This window comes from Lentzea chajnantorensis (genome assembly GCF_054300775.1).
Genome location: NZ_JBSDZT010000002.1, coordinates 1489452 through 1505319 on the forward strand (window position 1 = coordinate 1489452; position 15868 = coordinate 1505319).

15 protein-coding genes and 3 tRNA genes are annotated in these 15868 nt (G+C 72.6%); 10 read left to right on the forward strand and 8 right to left on the reverse strand.

What is annotated here, in order from left to right:
• Positions 1–89 precede the first annotated feature (89 nt).
• From ACVDFE_RS08020 to ACVDFE_RS08030, 3 genes are all read left to right on the forward strand, one after another.
• Positions 90–162: transfer RNA gene (locus tag ACVDFE_RS08020), tRNA-Glu, on the forward strand.
• A gap of 54 nt (positions 163–216) precedes the next feature.
• Positions 217–290: transfer RNA gene (locus ACVDFE_RS08025), tRNA-Asp, on the forward strand.
• A gap of 14 nt (positions 291–304) precedes the next feature.
• Positions 305–378 (forward strand) — tRNA-Phe (locus ACVDFE_RS08030).
• Positions 379–494: 116 nt separating this feature from the next.
• On the opposite strand, the gene ACVDFE_RS08035 is transcribed toward ACVDFE_RS08030, so the two are convergent.
• The gene (locus ACVDFE_RS08035; RefSeq protein WP_458430084.1) at positions 495–905 is read right to left on the reverse strand and encodes a hypothetical protein; all 411 of its coding nucleotides are present in this window, start codon (positions 903–905) and stop codon (positions 495–497) included.
• A gap of 287 nt (positions 906–1192) precedes the next feature.
• Here ACVDFE_RS08035 and ACVDFE_RS08040 point away from each other — a divergent pair, with 287 nt between their 5' ends.
• On the forward strand, positions 1193–1402 hold the full coding sequence (locus ACVDFE_RS08040; protein WP_065915808.1) for a helix-turn-helix domain-containing protein: 210 nt from the start codon (positions 1193–1195) through the stop codon (positions 1400–1402).
• On the forward strand, positions 1399–1926 hold the full coding sequence (locus tag ACVDFE_RS08045) for a Clp protease N-terminal domain-containing protein (RefSeq protein WP_360396851.1): 528 nt from the start codon (positions 1399–1401) through the stop codon (positions 1924–1926). The genes ACVDFE_RS08040 and ACVDFE_RS08045 overlap by 4 nt, the downstream gene beginning before the upstream one ends.
• Here ACVDFE_RS08045 and yczE read toward each other — a convergent pair.
• Complete coding sequence (gene yczE, locus ACVDFE_RS08050; RefSeq protein WP_360396852.1) at positions 1892–2530, reverse strand: membrane protein YczE; 639 nt, start codon at positions 2528–2530, stop codon at positions 1892–1894. The two genes, ACVDFE_RS08045 and yczE, sit on opposite strands and share 35 nt — an antisense overlap.
• A 61-nt stretch (positions 2531–2591) precedes the next feature.
• Between yczE and yczR the strand changes: the two genes are divergently transcribed.
• The gene (gene yczR / locus ACVDFE_RS08055) at positions 2592–4028 is read left to right on the forward strand and encodes a MocR-like transcription factor YczR (RefSeq protein ID WP_360396853.1); all 1437 of its coding nucleotides are present in this window, start codon (positions 2592–2594) and stop codon (positions 4026–4028) included.
• 299 nt (positions 4029–4327) lie between these two features.
• Here yczR and ACVDFE_RS08060 read toward each other — a convergent pair whose 3' ends face one another.
• The 5 genes from ACVDFE_RS08060 to ACVDFE_RS08080 all read right to left on the reverse strand — a co-directional run bounded on the left by ACVDFE_RS08060 (position 4328) and on the right by ACVDFE_RS08080 (position 10577).
• Positions 4328–5356, reverse strand: a complete 1029-nt coding sequence (locus ACVDFE_RS08060) for a hypothetical protein (protein WP_458430085.1) — start codon at positions 5354–5356, stop codon at positions 4328–4330.
• A gap of 960 nt (positions 5357–6316) precedes the next feature.
• On the reverse strand, positions 6317–8434 hold the full coding sequence (locus ACVDFE_RS08065; protein WP_458430086.1) for a CHAT domain-containing protein: 2118 nt from the start codon (positions 8432–8434) through the stop codon (positions 6317–6319).
• The gene (locus ACVDFE_RS08070) at positions 8431–8790 is read right to left on the reverse strand and encodes a hypothetical protein (protein WP_458430087.1); all 360 of its coding nucleotides are present in this window, start codon (positions 8788–8790) and stop codon (positions 8431–8433) included. The genes ACVDFE_RS08065 and ACVDFE_RS08070 overlap by 4 nt, the downstream gene beginning before the upstream one ends.
• Positions 8787–9317, reverse strand: a complete 531-nt coding sequence (locus ACVDFE_RS08075; protein WP_458430088.1) for an RNA polymerase sigma factor — start codon at positions 9315–9317, stop codon at positions 8787–8789. Before ACVDFE_RS08075 ends, ACVDFE_RS08070 begins: the two co-directional genes overlap by 4 nt.
• 96 nt (positions 9318–9413) lie before the next feature.
• Positions 9414–10577 carry a pyridoxal phosphate-dependent aminotransferase gene (locus ACVDFE_RS08080; protein WP_360396858.1) on the reverse strand — a complete coding sequence of 388 codons (1164 nt, stop codon included), beginning with the start codon at positions 10575–10577 and terminating at the stop codon, positions 9414–9416.
• Between the two features lie 29 nt (positions 10578–10606).
• Here ACVDFE_RS08080 and ACVDFE_RS08085 point away from each other — a divergent pair, with 29 nt between their 5' ends.
• A complete protein-coding gene (locus tag ACVDFE_RS08085; RefSeq protein WP_458430089.1) occupies positions 10607–11854 on the forward strand; it encodes a DUF445 domain-containing protein in 1248 nt (415 codons plus the stop codon).
• Here the strand turns inward: ACVDFE_RS08085 and ACVDFE_RS08090 are convergent.
• Positions 11827–12315 carry a CGNR zinc finger domain-containing protein gene (locus ACVDFE_RS08090; protein ID WP_360396859.1) on the reverse strand — a complete coding sequence of 163 codons (489 nt, stop codon included), beginning with the start codon at positions 12313–12315 and terminating at the stop codon, positions 11827–11829. The genes ACVDFE_RS08085 and ACVDFE_RS08090 overlap by 28 nt on opposite strands.
• A gap of 86 nt (positions 12316–12401) precedes the next feature.
• Here ACVDFE_RS08090 and ACVDFE_RS08095 point away from each other — a divergent pair, with 86 nt between their 5' ends.
• From ACVDFE_RS08095 to ACVDFE_RS08105, 3 genes are read left to right on the forward strand one after another with little or no spacing between them, the layout of a single operon-like run.
• On the forward strand, positions 12402–12926 hold the full coding sequence (locus ACVDFE_RS08095) for a PadR family transcriptional regulator (protein WP_360396860.1): 525 nt from the start codon (positions 12402–12404) through the stop codon (positions 12924–12926).
• Positions 12923–13597 (forward strand): ABC transporter ATP-binding protein, encoded by a 675-nt coding sequence (locus ACVDFE_RS08100; protein WP_458430090.1) that lies wholly within the window; start codon positions 12923–12925, stop codon positions 13595–13597. The genes ACVDFE_RS08095 and ACVDFE_RS08100 overlap by 4 nt, the downstream gene beginning before the upstream one ends.
• Positions 13594–15840, forward strand: a complete 2247-nt coding sequence (locus tag ACVDFE_RS08105; RefSeq protein ID WP_458430091.1) for an FtsX-like permease family protein — start codon at positions 13594–13596, stop codon at positions 15838–15840. Before ACVDFE_RS08100 ends, ACVDFE_RS08105 begins: the two co-directional genes overlap by 4 nt.
• Positions 15841–15868: the final 28 nt, after the last annotated feature.

The window sequence follows — 15868 nt, forward strand, 5'->3', positions numbered from 1 at the left end:
TTTTGGCAGGTCAAGGCATAAGTGGGACCCCCGTTTTGGAGGTGCGCGGACCTATGTCATATGCTTACGATGCTTCCAGAGACCAGCTAGTCCCCATCATCTAGCGGCCTAGGATCCCGCCCTTTCAAGGCGGTCGCGCGGGTTCGAATCCCGTTGGGGGCACGCAGTAAAGCAAGATGATGCAGTAAGGTACGATCTGCACGACAGCAAGAGCAAGGCCCAGTGGCGCAGTTGGTTAGCGCGTCGCCCTGTCACGGCGAAGGTCGCGGGTTCGAGTCCCGTCTGGGTCGCTTTTTTCTCTCATGGCCAGGTAGCTCAGTTGGTACGAGCGACCGCCTGAAAAGCGGTAGGTCGGCGGTTCGACCCCGCCCCTGGCCATCCCTCTTCGAAAGAAGCCCCGCGAGTCTCGCGGGGCTTCTTTCGTTCATGCGGTGATCCGGACGACGGCTTGATCGTCGTGCGTTTTGCAGCGCGGCCACCGGATGTGTTCCGGATCACTGCGCTCGGCTTCCCTGATCCGGTCGAGCGCCGCACCGAGCGGGAAGCTCCGCCAGCTCGTCCCACGAGAACAGCCCGTACTCGGACACTCCACACGAGACACCGTCCGTGGCGACGACCACTTTCTTGATCATCTCTCGCGGCCAGCTCGCGGTCAGCGCCTGGCGGCCCGCCTCGGGATCGGCCTCCGCGACCCAGTAGCCGCCGGGCCTGTTCGTCCACCGCAGGATGTCCGGGTCCGGCCGGAGGTCGGCCAGCCGGGTGTCCTCGACCACGTCCGTGGTCCGTCCGAACGCGACGACCGGGGTGTCGCACAAGACGAGGGCGTCGATCGTCTCGTCGTCCCACCGCACGATCGCCGCGGTGGCGGCCGGGGAGTCGCCGGGAACGAGGTCGTGCTCCGCCACGAGGGACGTGATCGCCTGCGCGAGGAAGCTCGGTCAACGGCGTGCCGGCGTCCATCGTCCTGGCCAGCTCGTCGGCGAGCCGGGTGGCGTACCAGCCGCCGTCGCGGTCGGGTGGCCGGGTGCGCGAGGTGACCCCGTCGAGGACCACGACGGCGTTGGGCAGCACGCGGATCCGGTCCTCGGTGACGCGTCCGGGAGCGCCCTGTTCGGCAGTCTCGATCATCACCGCTCCACCGTACGTGTCAACCCCGGTTGACGAACCCTCATTGTCAACGTACGTTGACGGCATGACGGAAGCGACGGATCTCGCCACAGCGGCCGGTGATCGCGACCCGAAGATCGGGTTGCGGGCCGTCAGCGCGTTGCGGCGACTGCTCGAACACCTGGAAGCGGCCCAGGTCCGCAGTGCGCGGGCGCAGGGCTGGTCGTGGCAGGACATCGCGGCGGAGCTCGGGGTGTCCCGCCAGGCGGTGCACAAGAAGCACGGGGGACGATGATGATCGCGGAGCGGTTCACGAAGGAAGCGCGCGAGGCCGTGCAGAAGGCGGTCGCGGACGCGGAACGGGTGCACGCGGGCGAGGTCGGCGTGGAGCACCTGCTGCTGGCGTTGCTGGACACGCCGGTGCTGGCCGGGTTCGACCTGCCGCGCGAGGAGCTGGAGGCGGAGTTCCGCGACTACCGGCGCAAGGGCGGGCTGACCAAGGCGGACGCGGATGCGTTGCGCGGCTTGGGGATCGACGTCGACCAGGTGATCGACTCGGTCGAGCAGTCGCTCGGCACGGGCGTGCTGCGGCCGGGGCCGCGGCGGCGCTGGTTCGGGATGCCGCTGGAGCCGGAGTTCAAGAAGGCGCTGGAGAAGAGCCTGCGCGAGGCCCGCGACCTCGGCCACAACCACCTCGGCAACGAGCACCTCGTGCTGGCTCTGTTGCAAGGCAAGGGGATCGTGGCCGAGGTGCTGGCCGAACGCGGGGTCGGGTACGCCGAGATCAGGAAGCGGGCTGCGAGCGCTCGCGCCAGGTGAGGTGCGGCAGGAACAGCTGCGAGAGCGGGCCGATCCCCAGCGCGTACAGGACCGTGCCGATGCCGACGGTGCCGCCGAGCAGCCAGCCCGTGCCGAGCACCAGCAGTTCGAGGACGCTGCGCGTGAGGCGCAGCGAGAGGCCCGTGCGGCGGCAGAACCCGGTGACGAGGCCGTCGCGCGGGCCCGGTCCGAGCCGGGAACCGACGTAGGCGGCGAACGCGACCGCGTTCAGCACGATGCCCAGCGCCAGGAACACGATCCTGGGCACGAGCCCCTGCGGTGCGGGCAGGATCGCGAGGGTCGCGTCGACCGCCAGTGCGATGACGACGACGTTCGCGATCGTGCCGACGCCGGGCTTCTGCCGCAGCGGGATCCACGCCAGCAGGACCAGCACGCCGGTGATCGCGGTGATCAGGCCGAAGCTCAGGCCGGTGCGTTCGGTGAGGCCCTCGTGCAGCACGTCCCACGGGTTCAGGCCGAGCGTCGCGCGGATCTGCAGCGCCATGCTCGCGCCGTAGAGCCACAGCCCGGCGAGGAGCTGCGGAAGGCGACGGGCGGGGGAGATCCGGACGGAGACCTGGTGGAGTGCGGTCGTGGAGGCCATGTGGTCATACTGAGGCGCGATTGGCCTGGTAATCCATAGCCAATTCTGGGAAATTGGCCTCATGCTCCCACCAGGTGGACGTATATCGGGTGCTCGGCTGGCTCGGCTGCTCGGGTCGTGGCGCAAGCAGGGTGCCCGGCAGGGGTCGGCCGACCTCGCCACCGCGATCCGGCTGCTCGTGGCGGACGGCCGGCTGCCGGTCGGCACCCGGCTGCCGTCGGAGCGCGAGCTCACCGACGCACTCCCGGTGAGCCGCACGACGATCACGGCCGCGCTCGACCAGCTGCGCGGTGAGGGGCTGGTCGCATCCCGGCGCGGCGCCGGATCGTGGATCGACGGCCCGGTCGGAGGCGGCGGTGGCATCGTCGGCGGCGACGACGCGTTGATCGACCTGACCCGGTGCGCGCCGCCCGCCCACCCCGGCCTGCGCCAGGCGATGGCGGCGGCGCTGGCGCGGATGCCCGAGCACCTGGTGTCGCACGGGTACCACGAGCGCGGCCTGCCCGTGCTGCGGCAGGCGATCGCCGACCGGTACGCGGCACGGGGGCTGCCGACGTCACCGGACCAGATCGTGGTCACCTCGGGCGCGCAGCACGCGTGGGCGCTGGCGCTGCGGCTGTTCGCCGGGCCGGGTGACCGGGTGCTCGTGGAGCAGCCGACCTACCCCAACGCGCTGGAGGCGGTGCGGGCCGCGTCGGCGATCCCGGTGCCCGTGCCGATGACCGGCGACGGCTGGGAGGTCGACGCCTACGAGGCGGCGCTGCGGCAGGCAGGTCCCCGGCTGGCCTACCTCATCCCGGACTTCCAGAACCCGACCGGCGCCCTGCTGCCCGCGGCCGGCCGTGAAGCGCTCGCCGCCGCGTTGAGGAAGGCGCACACGCCGGTGGTGGTGGACGAGACGCTGGTCGAGCTGTCGCTGACCGATGACCGGATGCCACCGCCGATGGCGGCGTTCGGCGGCGATCTGGTGGTGACGCTCGGATCGGCGAGCAAGTCGCACTGGGGTGGACTGCGCGTCGGGTGGATCCGGGCGTCGGCGGAGATCGTGCACCGGCTGATGTCCACGCGCGCGGCGATCGACCTCGGCACCCCGGTGTTCGAGCAGCTGGTGCTCACCGAACTGCTGACGGACGCGGACCCCGTGTTGCGGCAACGGCGCCTGGAGTTCGCCGCTCAGCGGGACGTCGCGGCGGAGGCGCTGCGGCTGCACTGTCCACAGTGGAGCTTTCGGGTCCCGGCCGGTGGGCTCGGGTTGTGGTGCACGCTCGACGCGCCGGTGAGCACCCGGATCGCCGTGGTGGCGCAGAACCACGGCCTGCGGCTCGTGCCCGGCCCGCGCTGGGCGGTCCACGGCGGCTGCGAGCAGATGCTCCGAGTGCCGTACACGCAGTCGCCCGAAGTGCTGCGCGAGGCGATCGGCCGTTTGGGTGTGGTAGCTGCATCCGTTGCGGGCACTGGATTTCCGTCGGATGCCGACGTCTCGGTGCCGGTCGCGTGAGACACGTCGGCCTGGTCTCCCACAGCGGTGGAGACCGGGCCGACGAACTTGCCAACGGAGTGGCCTGCGGCGGGGGACGTCCCAGGGATTGGCGTCCCCCGTCCGCAGGTTTCCCCGTGCGGTCCGAGGCTGCGGGGGCAGCGCGGCACTCGGACCAGACCCGACCTGCCAGGGCGCGGTTGGCAGGTCAGGAAGACTGGGGGTTCCTTGCGTACAACGGGAAATACGAGGAGGAGTTACTGGCGCGACGGCACGAGACGGTCACAAATCGCGCAGAGGGCAGACCTGTCCTGTCGGACTCAGTCGGGTGACGTGCTCGGCAGGCCGGGAAGGCTGCCGGGGGACCGACCGTCGCGGCGTTCCTCGACCGACCACGTGGCCGGCGGGAACAGCTCGTTGCGCGACGTGAGCACGGCCAGCACGCCGCGCGTGCCGCCGGAGTTGTCGGTGTGGCTCGACGACGCGGACGCCGTCGTGGTGACCGGGGCGGGCTGGGGCGCCGGAGCGGGCGCGTCCCTGCCGGGCTCGGTCCAGGTGAGGTCGGCCTGCTGCGGCGCGGGCTCGGCCTGTGGCGTGGGCTGGCTGAACGTCCGCAGCGGCTGCGGCACGTACTTCGCGACCGCGACCGCGACGGGCGCGGCCGTCGGCGGCGGAGGAGCGGGCAGCTCGGCGGCGGCCCTGGCGGCCAGCCGCGCGGCGCGGACCTGGGCCTTCGCCCTGATCACCTCGGGCGGCGCCTTGTTCGAGACGGTGCCGGACCGGGAGTTGGAGTGCGTGCCGCCGGTGAAGTCGAGCACCGGGCCGTCGTCGTGGTCGTCGTCCCCGGCGGGGTCCTCCGGCCGGTTCGGCGGGACGAACCCCGGTACCGGGACGTCGTCGACCGGCTGGTGCTGCTCGATGAAGGACGTGGTGAACGCGGTGGCCCAGCCCGCGGGGTCGTCGCTCAGGCTCGGGGCGGTGAACAGCTGCGAGGCGTCGAGCGCCTGCGGTTCGTCCGCGGCCTGCGGTTCGTCGAGGGCCTGCGGTCGGTCGAGCGGCTGCGGTTCGCCGGCCGGGGTCGCTGCCAGGGTCTCGGTCGCCTGCTCGGCCAGCGGTGCGGTGGGCGCGGCGGTCTCGGGGCTCTGCTCCTGGACCGGCTGTGGTGCCGTGACCGGTGTGGCCGGGTCGAGCGGTGCGGGAGCTTCGGTCGTGATCTCGACGGCGGGCGGTGCCTCCACGGGGTTCGCGTCGGCCGAGGCGGGCGAGCCGCCCATCAGCCAGGCCGCGGCCGTGAACCCACCGAGGGCAGCGGCCCGCAGCAGCAGTGCGACAGCTCCACCACCGGCCACAGGATCACCACCGTCCACCGTTCGGGCCACCGTCAACGCCGCAGCGCCGTCGGAGGTCGACGTTGAGCTATGTCTAGCACCGGTGGGTGGTTTTGCGAACCAACTCGCCGCAAACCACACGGAAGGGCGGTCACGTGCGGCTGTCCGTGTTCGCCCCGATCGGGCGCGAACACCGTCTGTGTGGTCATCGGATCGAGTGACATCGCGCTCCGGTCCCCTGTGGACCTCGCCGCAGCGCGGGATGGTGTCCGCTGTGGACGCACCGAAACAGGTCAAGAGCCTCTCTGAGCTGGCCGGTCACGCGTCGGAGGCCCTCGGTCCGGTGCACGTGCACGATCCGGGCGGTCCGAACGAGTGCTTGGTCCGTTCGGGGGAAGTCATCGTGCTCCCGGAGGACGCACCCACTGTGCGCAAGCGTTTGCGGGGTGTCTGCTCGCACGAGGAGGCCGTTCCGGGGGCCGTCCGGATGCACCTGAAGGCGGCGCACGCACTGCGCGTCGTCCCCATCGCCCGCGACGTCGGTGCCGCACCGCACCACGTCCACCTCGCCTGCCCGATCATGATCGGCACCTCCCGCCCGGTCATCGGTGGCCACCTGCCGTCGTTGCGAGGGGAGGGGTCCGTGGCGTTGCTGGACACCCCTCTCGATGCCCCGCACGGCGCGTTGGTCGCCGGTGTGCTGCGGCACCACGGTGCGACCGTCCGCCCGTTCCCCGTCCTCACGCCGTCCGGCTTCGGCTCCGACCTCGCCCTCGCCGCCGCACTGCGCGCCACCCGCTCGGTGCCGGTGGTCCTGGTGTCGTCCGGCACCTACACGTTCGACGACGCCTGCCCGCCGGTCCTGGCCGCGTGCGGCGGCAACGTCGTCGCGGCCGCGGGCAACGGCGGGTCCGCCCGTCCGTGGTGGCCCGCCGCCCTGCCCGCCGTGACCGCCGTGGGCACCTCCGACCCGTTCTCCGGTCACGGCCCGTGGGTCGACGTGGTGACCAACGGGACCGACGTGCCCGCCAGCGTCGGCTCCGCGCAGTCGCTGTGCACCGGCACCTCGTTCGCCGCCGCGCTGCACGCCGCGACGCTCGTGCCGGTGCCGTAGCAGCTGAAGCCCAGGTGGGCGACGGCGCGTGCGGCCGCCGCGGGGTGGTCGAGCCGCCGGTGGACCGCCGCCATGGCCGCGCCGACCTGCCGGTCCGGGACGGGCAGGACGCTCGCCAGCACCGCCCTCGTGCCGGCGTCGAGGAACGCCCGCGCGAGGCCCGACTCGCAGGCCGAGAGCACGACGACCTCCGGCGGGTGCTCGACGCGGGCCAGGTCGTAGCCGTAGAGCGGGCCGTCGTCGAGCTCCAGGTACGAGAACAGCGGGTTGTCCGCGTTGACGACGCCGTGCGCCGCGATGTGGGCGATGCCGGCGCCTTCGAGGCCCCGCAGCGTCTCCTCCACAGTGGATCCGAGGACCGTGCCGCCGTGTTCCCGGTGCAGCGCGGTCACCTCCTCGTGGCCGAGGTCCGGTCCGGCGACCCACACCCTGCGGCCACCGGGTCGCGGTGGGCACCAGCGGTCCAACGCCGGCAGCACGTGCACCTTCGGCCGGAGCGCGGCCCACGGCATGTCGCGCAACACGCCGTCCGGGACCACCACGACCTCGTCCACCTGCGGCAACAGGTCGTTGTCGACCGTGCGGCCCGCGCGCAGCGCCAGCTTGGCCGCCTGGACGAGCGCGGCCGGCTCGGCCACGACGCGGACGCTCTCCGGCGTCACGGCCAGCACCTGTCCCCTGTGGACGACGAAGCTGACCACCGGCAGGTGGCCGGGCACCTCGTCGCCGGAGGGGGAGCGCCGGGCCGTGGCGACGGTCAGCCGGCGGATGTCCCGTTCCAGCGCCTCGACCGGACCGCCGAGCGCCCGTGCCCGCCGCAGCCCGGCGAGTGCGCTCGCGAGCGCCGGATCGCCCGGCGGCAACGGCGACGGGTAGCTGCGGCGGTGCCGTTCGCCCCACCGCAGCACCTCGCGCGGCGTCCGGGCGAGGTCGAGCGCGCGTCCGGTCAGCTCCCGCCGCACCCACTCGTTGGCGAGCCCGGCGCCGTCCTCGTCGAGGACGCGCAGCCCGGCCCGGCACGCCGCCAGCGCACCCCGCCGGTCCGACCGCCTGGCCTGCGCGAGCCACCCCAGCGCCCTGGTCCTGGCCGGTCCGCGGAACCGCTGGGCCGCGACCGCGTCGACCTCGCCCGCGGCCAGCATCAGCTCACCGTCCGGTCGTCCGGCCTTCCGGTAGAGCCGCAGCGCCGTGGCGGTGTCGCCGCGCCGCAACGCGCACCGCGCGCCGAGCAGCACCGCCTCCGGTGACCTCCGCCCGCACCGCTCCAGCAAGGCGAGCGCGGGCTCCACCACCCGGTGCGCCTCCTCGTCCAGCCCGGCCGCGAGCAACGCCTCCGCCCGATCGACCAGCGCTTCCGGCCGGCTCGTGGAGTCGAGACCGGCCCGTGCCGCCTCCTCGTACCGCCGCAGCGCCGACGGCAGGTCACCGGCCAGCATCGCGACGAAACCCCTGTTGTGCAGGCACATCGCGATCCGGCCGCTCTCGCCGATCGTCCGCAGCGCCGCCGCGGCCGCCGTGAAGTCCGCGTCCGCGCCGGCCAGCCGCAGGGCGTAGCACCGCGCGATGCCCCTGCCGATCAACGCGTTCGCGAGCCACCGCTGGTCGTCGTACCGGCGCAGCTCCCTGATCACGGCGGTCAGCTCGGCCATTGCCGGACGAGGGTCGGCCGACCGGCACAGGTGCAGCCCGCGCAGGCAGCGCGCCCGCGCGAGCTCGTTGCCGCGCAGCTGCGGCGTGGCGAGGTCGAGGTGCCGCAGGCTCCGGGTGTGACGGCCCCGGTCCAGGTCGATCCACGCGAGCGTCAGCCGGAACCGCGGTTCGCCGGTGAGCCGCAGGCCGCGCTGTGCCAAAGCGGCCGCCTCGTCGAGGTGCCCGAGCTCGACGTGGGCGACGCTCAGGTCGTGCAGGGCCTGGGCGCGTTCGGCCTTGGAGCCGCGGACCACCGTGCCGGCGATGGTGGCCCGCGGGTCGGCGCTGGCGCTCACGCGACGAACCAGTCCGTGGTCAGGCCCAGCTCCGGCACGCAGACGCACACCGGCCCCGGCGCGACCTCGGCGCGGAACCAGCCCTCGGCGTCCGGCGCGACCGCCCGCACGGCCTCCGGTGAACGCACCTCGACGGTGCCGGTCACGCCGTCCAGGACGCCGGTCAGGCGCGGGCCGTCGAGCTGCAGGTACATCCGGCCGGTGCCGACGTGGAACACGAGCTGCCGCGACGGGCCGCGGACCGGCTCGTCGACGACCGCCATGGGGGCCAGGCCGGTCGGGACCGGCGCACCGACGGCCGGGGGCACGTCGGCACCGAACAGCGCGGCGATCTCGTCGAGCAACGGGTCCCTCACCGCGCCACCGCCAGCTTCCGGCGCAGCGCGGTGAGGCACCGGGTCCGCGTCGAGCCGACGCTCCCCAGCTTCATCCCCAGGGCGTCGGCAACCTGTGCATAACTCAGCTCGGGGCTGTGGGCGGCGATCCTCAGCAGCCGCTGGCAGCGTTCGTTCAACGTGACCAGCGCCGTCCACAGCCGGTGGGCGCGGTCGTCGCCCAGCACGACGTCCTCAGGTGTCGGCAGGGCCGACTCCGGCTCCCAGCGGTCGACCGGGACCTCACGGCCGCGGCTGCGCAGCACGGCGATGCTCTGCCGGGTTGCGGTACGGAGCAGCCACCCTGCCAAGGCCTCGGGATCTCGCAGCCGGGTGAGGTGTTCTGCCAGGCAGAGCCACGTGCACTGGTAGACGTCGGCCGCGTCGGCGTGGCTCAGGCGGAACGATCTGGGCACCGACCAGACCAGCCGTGAGTAGCGCTCGACGAGCGCGTCCCAGCCCGTGGCCCCGGCTCGTGCGGACTGGACGACCTCGGTGTTGGAGTTCATGCCATTTGGAGTGGAACACCACCGGCACGGCTCCGCCGCTCACCCGAAAGTGGTTTGTCCACAGGTGTGGAGAAACTCATCCACACCTGTGGACAACTACAGCTTGTGGAGTCGCTCCACGGCCTCGTCGATCACTGCGTCCTGCTTGCAGAACGCGAACCGGATCAGGTGCTGCCACTCGGCCGGCCGGTCCGTGAAGACCTGCACGGGCACCGCGGCGACCCCGATCCGCGCGGGCAGCTCGCGGCACAGCGCCAGGCCGTCGGTGTAGCCGAGCGGGCGGACGTCGGCGCAGATGAAGTACGTGCCCTCCGACGACCGCACCTCGAAGCCCGCCGCGCGCAGCCCCTCCGCCAGCCGGGCCCGCTTCGCCGCCAGCGAGTCGCGCAGCGCCGTGACCCAGTCCAGCTCGGTGGTCAGCGCCTGGGCGACGGCGGGCTGGAACGGCGCCCCGCCCACGAACGTCATGAACTGCTTCGCCGCGCGCACCGCCGCGACCAGTTCGGCCGGGCCGCACACCCAGCCGATCTTCCAGCCGGTGCAGTTGAACGTCTTGCCCGCGCCCGAGATCGACAGGGTCCGCTGGGCCATCCCCGGCAGCGAGGCCAGCGGGACGTGCTGCCGGCCGTCGAAGACCAGGTGCTCGTACACCTCGTCGGTGATCGCCAGCAGGTCGTGCTCGACGCACAACGCGGCGATGGCGCGCATCTCGTCGACGGTGAACACGGTGCCGGTCGGGTTGTGCGGCGAGTTCACCAGGATCGCGCGCGTGCGCGGCGTGACCGCGGCCCGCAGCGCGTCGACGTCCAGCGCCAACCGGCCGGACGAGTCCTCGCGCAGCCCCACGGTCACCCTGGTCGCTCCCGCGAGCGCCACCGACGCCGCGTACGAGTCGTAGTAGGGCTCGACCAGCACCACCTCGTCACCCGGCTCGACCAGCGCCAGCAGCGAGGCCGCGATCGCCTCTGTGGCGCCGACCGTGACCAGGACCTCGGTGTCCGGGTCGTAGGAGGTGCCGTAGCGCGACCGGTGCGCGGCGATGGCGGCGCGCAGCACCGGCATGCCGGGGCCCGGCGGGTACTGGTTGACGCCCGACGCGATGGCCGACTGGGCCGCCGCGAGCATCGACGCCGGACCGTCGGTGTCGGGGAAGCCCTGACCGAGGTTCACGGCGTCGTGCTGCACGGCCAGCCCGGTCATCTCCGCGAAGATCGTCGAGGTGAACGGCTGCAACCTGGGGACTAGCGCTGGTACCCGCACAACGCAGGATCTTCACGGACAATGGTGCCGTGGAGCAACTGACCGCCGCTGACCAGCAGAAGCGCACAGACCTGCGCAAGATGAAGGTCGTCGCCACCAGCTTCCTCGTGGGTGCGACGGTCGTCTTCTTCGGGACCCACGCCTTCGAGGGCGCCTGGGTCGGGTACGTCCGGGCCGCCGCGGAGGCCGGCATGGTGGGCGCGCTCGCCGACTGGTTCGCCGTCACGGCCCTGTTCCGGCGCCCGCTCGGCCTGCCGATCCCGCACACCGCGATCATCCCGACCCGCAAGAACATGTTCGGCAAGACGCTCGGCGACTTCGTCGGCGTCAACTTCCTGAGCAAGGAGATCGTCCAGGACAAGCTGCGCCGCGCGGGCATCGCCGAGCGCGCCGGTGCGTGGCTCAAGCAGCCGGAGAACGCCGAACGCGTCACCAACGAGCTCGCGAACGTCCTCAAGGGCGCGATCACCGTGCTCAAGGACGAGGACGTGCAGGCCGTCGTCGAGCAGGCGATCGTCAAGCGCGTCACCGCCAAGCCGTGGGGCCCGCCGCTGGGCAAGCTCCTGGAGCAGGTGCTCACCGACGGCGCCCACCACAAGCTCGTCGACCTGATGTGCGACCGGGCCTACGAGTGGGTGCGCGACAACTACGACAAGGTCAGCCTCATCGTCACCGACCGCGCGCCGGCGTGGTCGCCCAGGTTCGTCGACTCGATGCTCGGCGACAAGGTCCACACCGAGCTGGTCAACTTCGCGTGGGCGGTGAAGACCGACGTCAACCACCCGATGCGGCTCGCCGTGGACCAGTTCCTGATCGAGTTCTCCGCGGACATGCAGAACGACCCGGCCACCCTGCAGCGCGCCGAGCAGGTCAAGCAGCAGGTCATCAACCACCCCGACGTGCAGAAGCTGATCAGCAGCGCGTGGGGCACGGCGAAGAAGATGCTGCTCGACGCCGCCGAGGACCCGTCCAGCGAGCTGCGCAGGAGGGTGATGCAGGGACTGATCACGCTCGGCACCAACCTGACCGACGACCTCGAGCTGCGCGCCAAGGTCGACGGCTGGCTGGAGCAGGCCGCCGGGTACGTCGTGAGCAACTACCGGGCCGAGATCACCACGCTCATCACCGACACCGTCGAGCGGTGGGACGCGGAGGAGACCTCGCGCAAGATCGAGCTGCAGGTCGGCAGGGACCTGCAGTTCATCCGGATCAACGGCACCGTGGTCGGCGCGCTGGCCGGCCTGGTGATCTACACCGTGGCCAACGTGCTGTTCTGAGAGGCGCGCGAGCGTTTTCGGAACGTCCTGGCCTTCTCGCGGTTGCCGCACACCCGCATGGAGCACCAGGTGCGGGAGCGGTTGCGGGATCTGTCGAAGAACGCGCGCAGGCAGTCGTCTGCGGGGCAGATCTTGAACCGCTCCCACGACCCGAGCACCGCGAGGCGGGCCGACGCCGCGAGCACCGCGCCCACCGCGTCGCTGCTCGCGAGCATCGGGACGCCGCCGGTCAGCTCGACGTGCACCACGCCGGCCGCCGTGCGCGGCCCTGACGACCCCTCGATGGACGAGCGCAGTGCCGCCCGCGCGGCGCGCGCCTGTGCGATCTCCCCGCTCCGCCCGAGGCCGCGTTCGGTCACCCACGCGCGCCAGGAGGCTTCACTGTCCAGTACGTGTCGAGTGTTCAGGAAGTCGAGCAGCAGCTCGACGTCGTGATCCCAGCCGACAGTCAGACCAGTCACCCCACCACTGTAGGCGCCACGGCGGTTGCCCGTCAGGACATCCGGGGAATGCACCCGGTGTATACACGGGGTGTATAGTCGTCCGCATGTCGATCGGTCACGCACTGTTGGGCCTGCTAGAGGGTGGTCCAAGGCACGGGTACGACCTCAAGCGCACCTACGACGAGCGCTTCGGGCAGGACCGGCCGTTGCACTACGGGCAGGTCTACTCGACGCTGTCGCGGCTGCTGAAGAACGGCCTGGTGACCGAGGCCGGAGTGGAGGCGGGCGACGGTCCGGAGCGCAAGCGGTACGCCATCACCGACGCCGGGGTCACCGACGTGGAGCGCTGGCTGGGCACGCCGGAGAAGCCGGAGCCGTACCTGCAGAACACCCTCTACGCGAAGGTCGTGCTGGCGCTGCTGTCCGGCCGCAGCGCGGTGGAGGTGCTGGACGTCCAGCGCTCCGCGCACCTGCGGACCATGCGCGAGCTGACCCGGCGCAAGACCGGCGGCGACCTGGCCGACCAGCTGATCTGCGACTTCGCGCTGTTCCACCTGGAGGCGGACCTGCGCTGGCTGGAGCTGACGGCGGCCCGCGTCGACCAGCTCGCGGAGCAGGTGGCGCGATGACGCTGCTGAGGGCCGAGGAGCTGCACAGGTCGTTCGGGAAGACGCACGCGCTGGCCGGCGCCGGGCTCACGGTCCGCGAGGGCGAGGTCGTGGCGGTCATGGGGCCGTCCGGGTCCGGCAAGTCGACCCTGCTGCACTGCGTCGCGGGCATCCTGCCGCCGGACAGCGGCACGATCACCTACCGCGACCGCGACCTGACCCGGATGTCCGACCACGAGCGCAGCGAGCTGCGGCGCACCGAGTTCGGGTTCGTGTTCCAGTTCGGCCAGCTGGTGCCGGAGCTGACCTGCCTGGAGAACGTGGCGCTGCCGTTGCGGCTGAGCGGGATGCGGCGCAGGCCGGCCGAGCGCGCCGCGCACGAGTGGCTGACCAGGCTGGAGGTCGACGGCGTGGCCGACCAGCGGCCCGGTGAGACCTCCGGTGGCCAGGGCCAGCGCGTCGCCGTGGCCCGCGCGCTGGTCACCGGCCCGAAGGTGATCTTCGCCGACGAGCCGACCGGGGCGCTCGACTCGCTCAACGGCGAGCGGGTGATGCACCTGCTCACCACCGCGGCGCGGGAGACGGGCGCGGCCGTCGTGCTGGTCACGCACGAGCCGCGGGTCGCCGCCTACTCCGACCGCGAGGTCGTGGTGCGCGACGGGCGGTCCCGGGACGTGGAGCCGGCCGGGTGAAGCAGGTGATCGGCGACCTCGCCCTCGGGGTCCGGCTGGCGGTCGGGGGCAGCCGGAAGTCGTGGGCGCGGCTCGTCCTGCAGGGTCTCGGCATCGGCCTGGGCGTGGCCGTGCTGGTCCTCGCGGCCTCGCTGCCGGGGGCCATCGACGTGCGCGACAAGCGCGGGGACGCGAGCGAACCGGTGTCGGAGGGCACCGGGCCGGCGCCGTTGCTGGTGAGCGTCGTGCACCTGGAGTACCGGGCGGAGCTGGTGCGCGGCCGGTACGTGAAGGTGCTCTCGCCGGACGCCCCCGTGCCGCCCGGTGTCGACCGGCTGCCCGGTGACGGGGAGGTCGTCGTGTCGCCCGCGCTCGCCGAGCTGCTGGCGAGCGAGGAGGGCGCGCTGCTGCGGCCGCGGTTGCCGCAGCGGGTGGTCGGGACCATCGGCAGGGAGGGGCTCACCGGTCCGCTCGACCTGGTGTTCCTGGCCGGGGACGCCTCGATCGTGTCGACCGGGAGCAACGAGACGTACCGCTGGGGCGCGTACTACGGCGGCGGAGGGCTCGCGCCGATCCTGTGGCTGCTCAGCATGGTGGGCGTGATCGTCCTGCTGTTCCCGGTGCTGGTGTTCGTCAGCGTGGCCGCGCGGCTGGCCGCGGCCCAGCGCGACCGCAGGCTGGCGGCGTTGCGGCTGGTCGGCGCCGGTGCGAGACGGGTGCGGCTGATCGCGTCCGGTGAGGCGCTGGCCAGCGCGGTGGTCGGGCTCGCCGCGGGGTTCGGGCTGTTCTACGCGCTGCGGCCGTTCTCGGACGACGTCGTCCTGGAGCAGCTGGTGGTGTTCCCGGAGGACCTGACCCCGGCGCCGGCGCTGACGGTCGCGGTGCTCGTCGGGGTGCCGGTGCTGGCGGTGGCCACGTCGTTGTTCTCGATGCGGCGGACCATCATCGAGCCGCTGGGCGTGGTGCGCGAGCAGCGCCCGGTGCGGCGCAGGCTGTGGTGGCGGCTGCTGCCCACGGTCGCCGGTGCGGCGCTGCTGGTCAGCCAGGCCGGCCGGGTCACCGGCGACCAGCAGCCGGAGGAGCTGCCCGTCGTGCTCGGCGTGGTGCTGCTGATGTTCGGCATCCCGGTGCTGCTGCCGTGGCTGGTCGAGCGGGTCGTCTTCCGCCTGTGCGGCGGCACCCCGGCATTGCAGCTGGCCGTGCGCAGGCTCCAGCTCGACAGCGGCACGGCCGCGCGGGTCGTGGGCGGCGTCGCGGTGGTGCTCGCGGGCACCGTGACGTTGCAGATGGTCCTCGCCGCCGTCGAGAACGAGGTGGTGGACAGGGAGCTGACGCGGTCCCCGCAGGACGTGCTGGCCATGCGGGTCACCGACACCACCGCCACACCGGGCCTGCGCGATGCATTGGCGCGCAGCGCCGGGGTGCGTGCCGTGCACGAGCTGCGCTGGACGTCCGGCAGCACCGGCGAGCGGTCGTCCGTGTCGATCGTCGTGGGCACCTGCGCCGCGCTGCGGACGCAGCTCCCGGTGACCGGGTGCACCGACGGCAAGGCGTACCTGGCGCGGGAGGCCGCCGGCGGTTTCACCGTCACGCCGGGCGTGCCGCTCGCCGTCGGCAGGGACCGCGAGCAGCGGTGGCTGCCCCCGGCCGTGGTCGAGGAGGTCTCCGGCGCCACCACCGGCGGCTACTACCTCACCCCGGCTGCCGCTCAGGGCCTCACCCTCGGCACCCGCGGCGTCGAGTACATCGCCCAGCTCGACCTGGCGACGCCGGACGCCGCCGAACACGCCCGCAACGCCGTGGCCCCGTACTCGTGGCGCGTGCGGTCGTTCTCCGGCGGCCAGTCCAGGATGTCGGAGGTGGAGCGGGTGTTCGGGCTGGTGCGCCAGGGCCTGTACGGCGGCATGGCCGTCACCCTGCTGCTGGCCGGTGCATCGATGCTGGTGGTGGGCCTCGAACAGGTCAGGGAACGCCGTCGCCCGCTGGCCGTGCTGGCCGCGTCCGGCGTCCCGCGCGCCACCCTGGCCCGTTCCCTGCTGTGGCAGAACGGGCTGCCCCTGGTGCTGTCGACGGTGGTGTCGGTGGCCACCGGCATCGGCCTCGGCGTGCTCTCGGTGAGGGTGTCGAGAGCCGAGGTCGCCTTCGACTGGCAGGGCATCGCCCTGGTCACCGCCGCCGCGATGGCCCTGGTCCTGCTGGTCACCGCCCTGACGCTGCCATCCCTGCGCAAGGCGACCGGCGCCCTCGGCCTGCGCACGGAGTGAGGTGCCGATCTGCACGTGCCTACGATCA

Bases quoted from the DNA above. Each gene is read 5' to 3' on its own strand.
- ACVDFE_RS08095 (WP_360396860.1), top strand. From the start codon at position 12,402: ATGTCGATCGGTCACGCACTGTTGGGCCTGCTAGAGGGTGGTCCAAGG.
- yczE (WP_360396852.1), bottom strand. From the start codon at position 2,530: ATGGCCTCCACGACCGCACTCCACCAGGTCTCCGTCCGGATCTCCCCC.
- ACVDFE_RS08040 (WP_065915808.1), top strand. From the start codon at position 1,193: ATGACGGAAGCGACGGATCTCGCCACAGCGGCCGGTGATCGCGACCCG.
- yczR (WP_360396853.1), top strand. From the start codon at position 2,592: ATGCTCCCACCAGGTGGACGTATATCGGGTGCTCGGCTGGCTCGGCTG.
- ACVDFE_RS08045 (WP_360396851.1), top strand. From the start codon at position 1,399: ATGATGATCGCGGAGCGGTTCACGAAGGAAGCGCGCGAGGCCGTGCAG.
- ACVDFE_RS08100 (WP_458430090.1), top strand. From the start codon at position 12,923: ATGACGCTGCTGAGGGCCGAGGAGCTGCACAGGTCGTTCGGGAAGACG.
- ACVDFE_RS08075 (WP_458430088.1), bottom strand. From the start codon at position 9,317: ATGAACTCCAACACCGAGGTCGTCCAGTCCGCACGAGCCGGGGCCACG.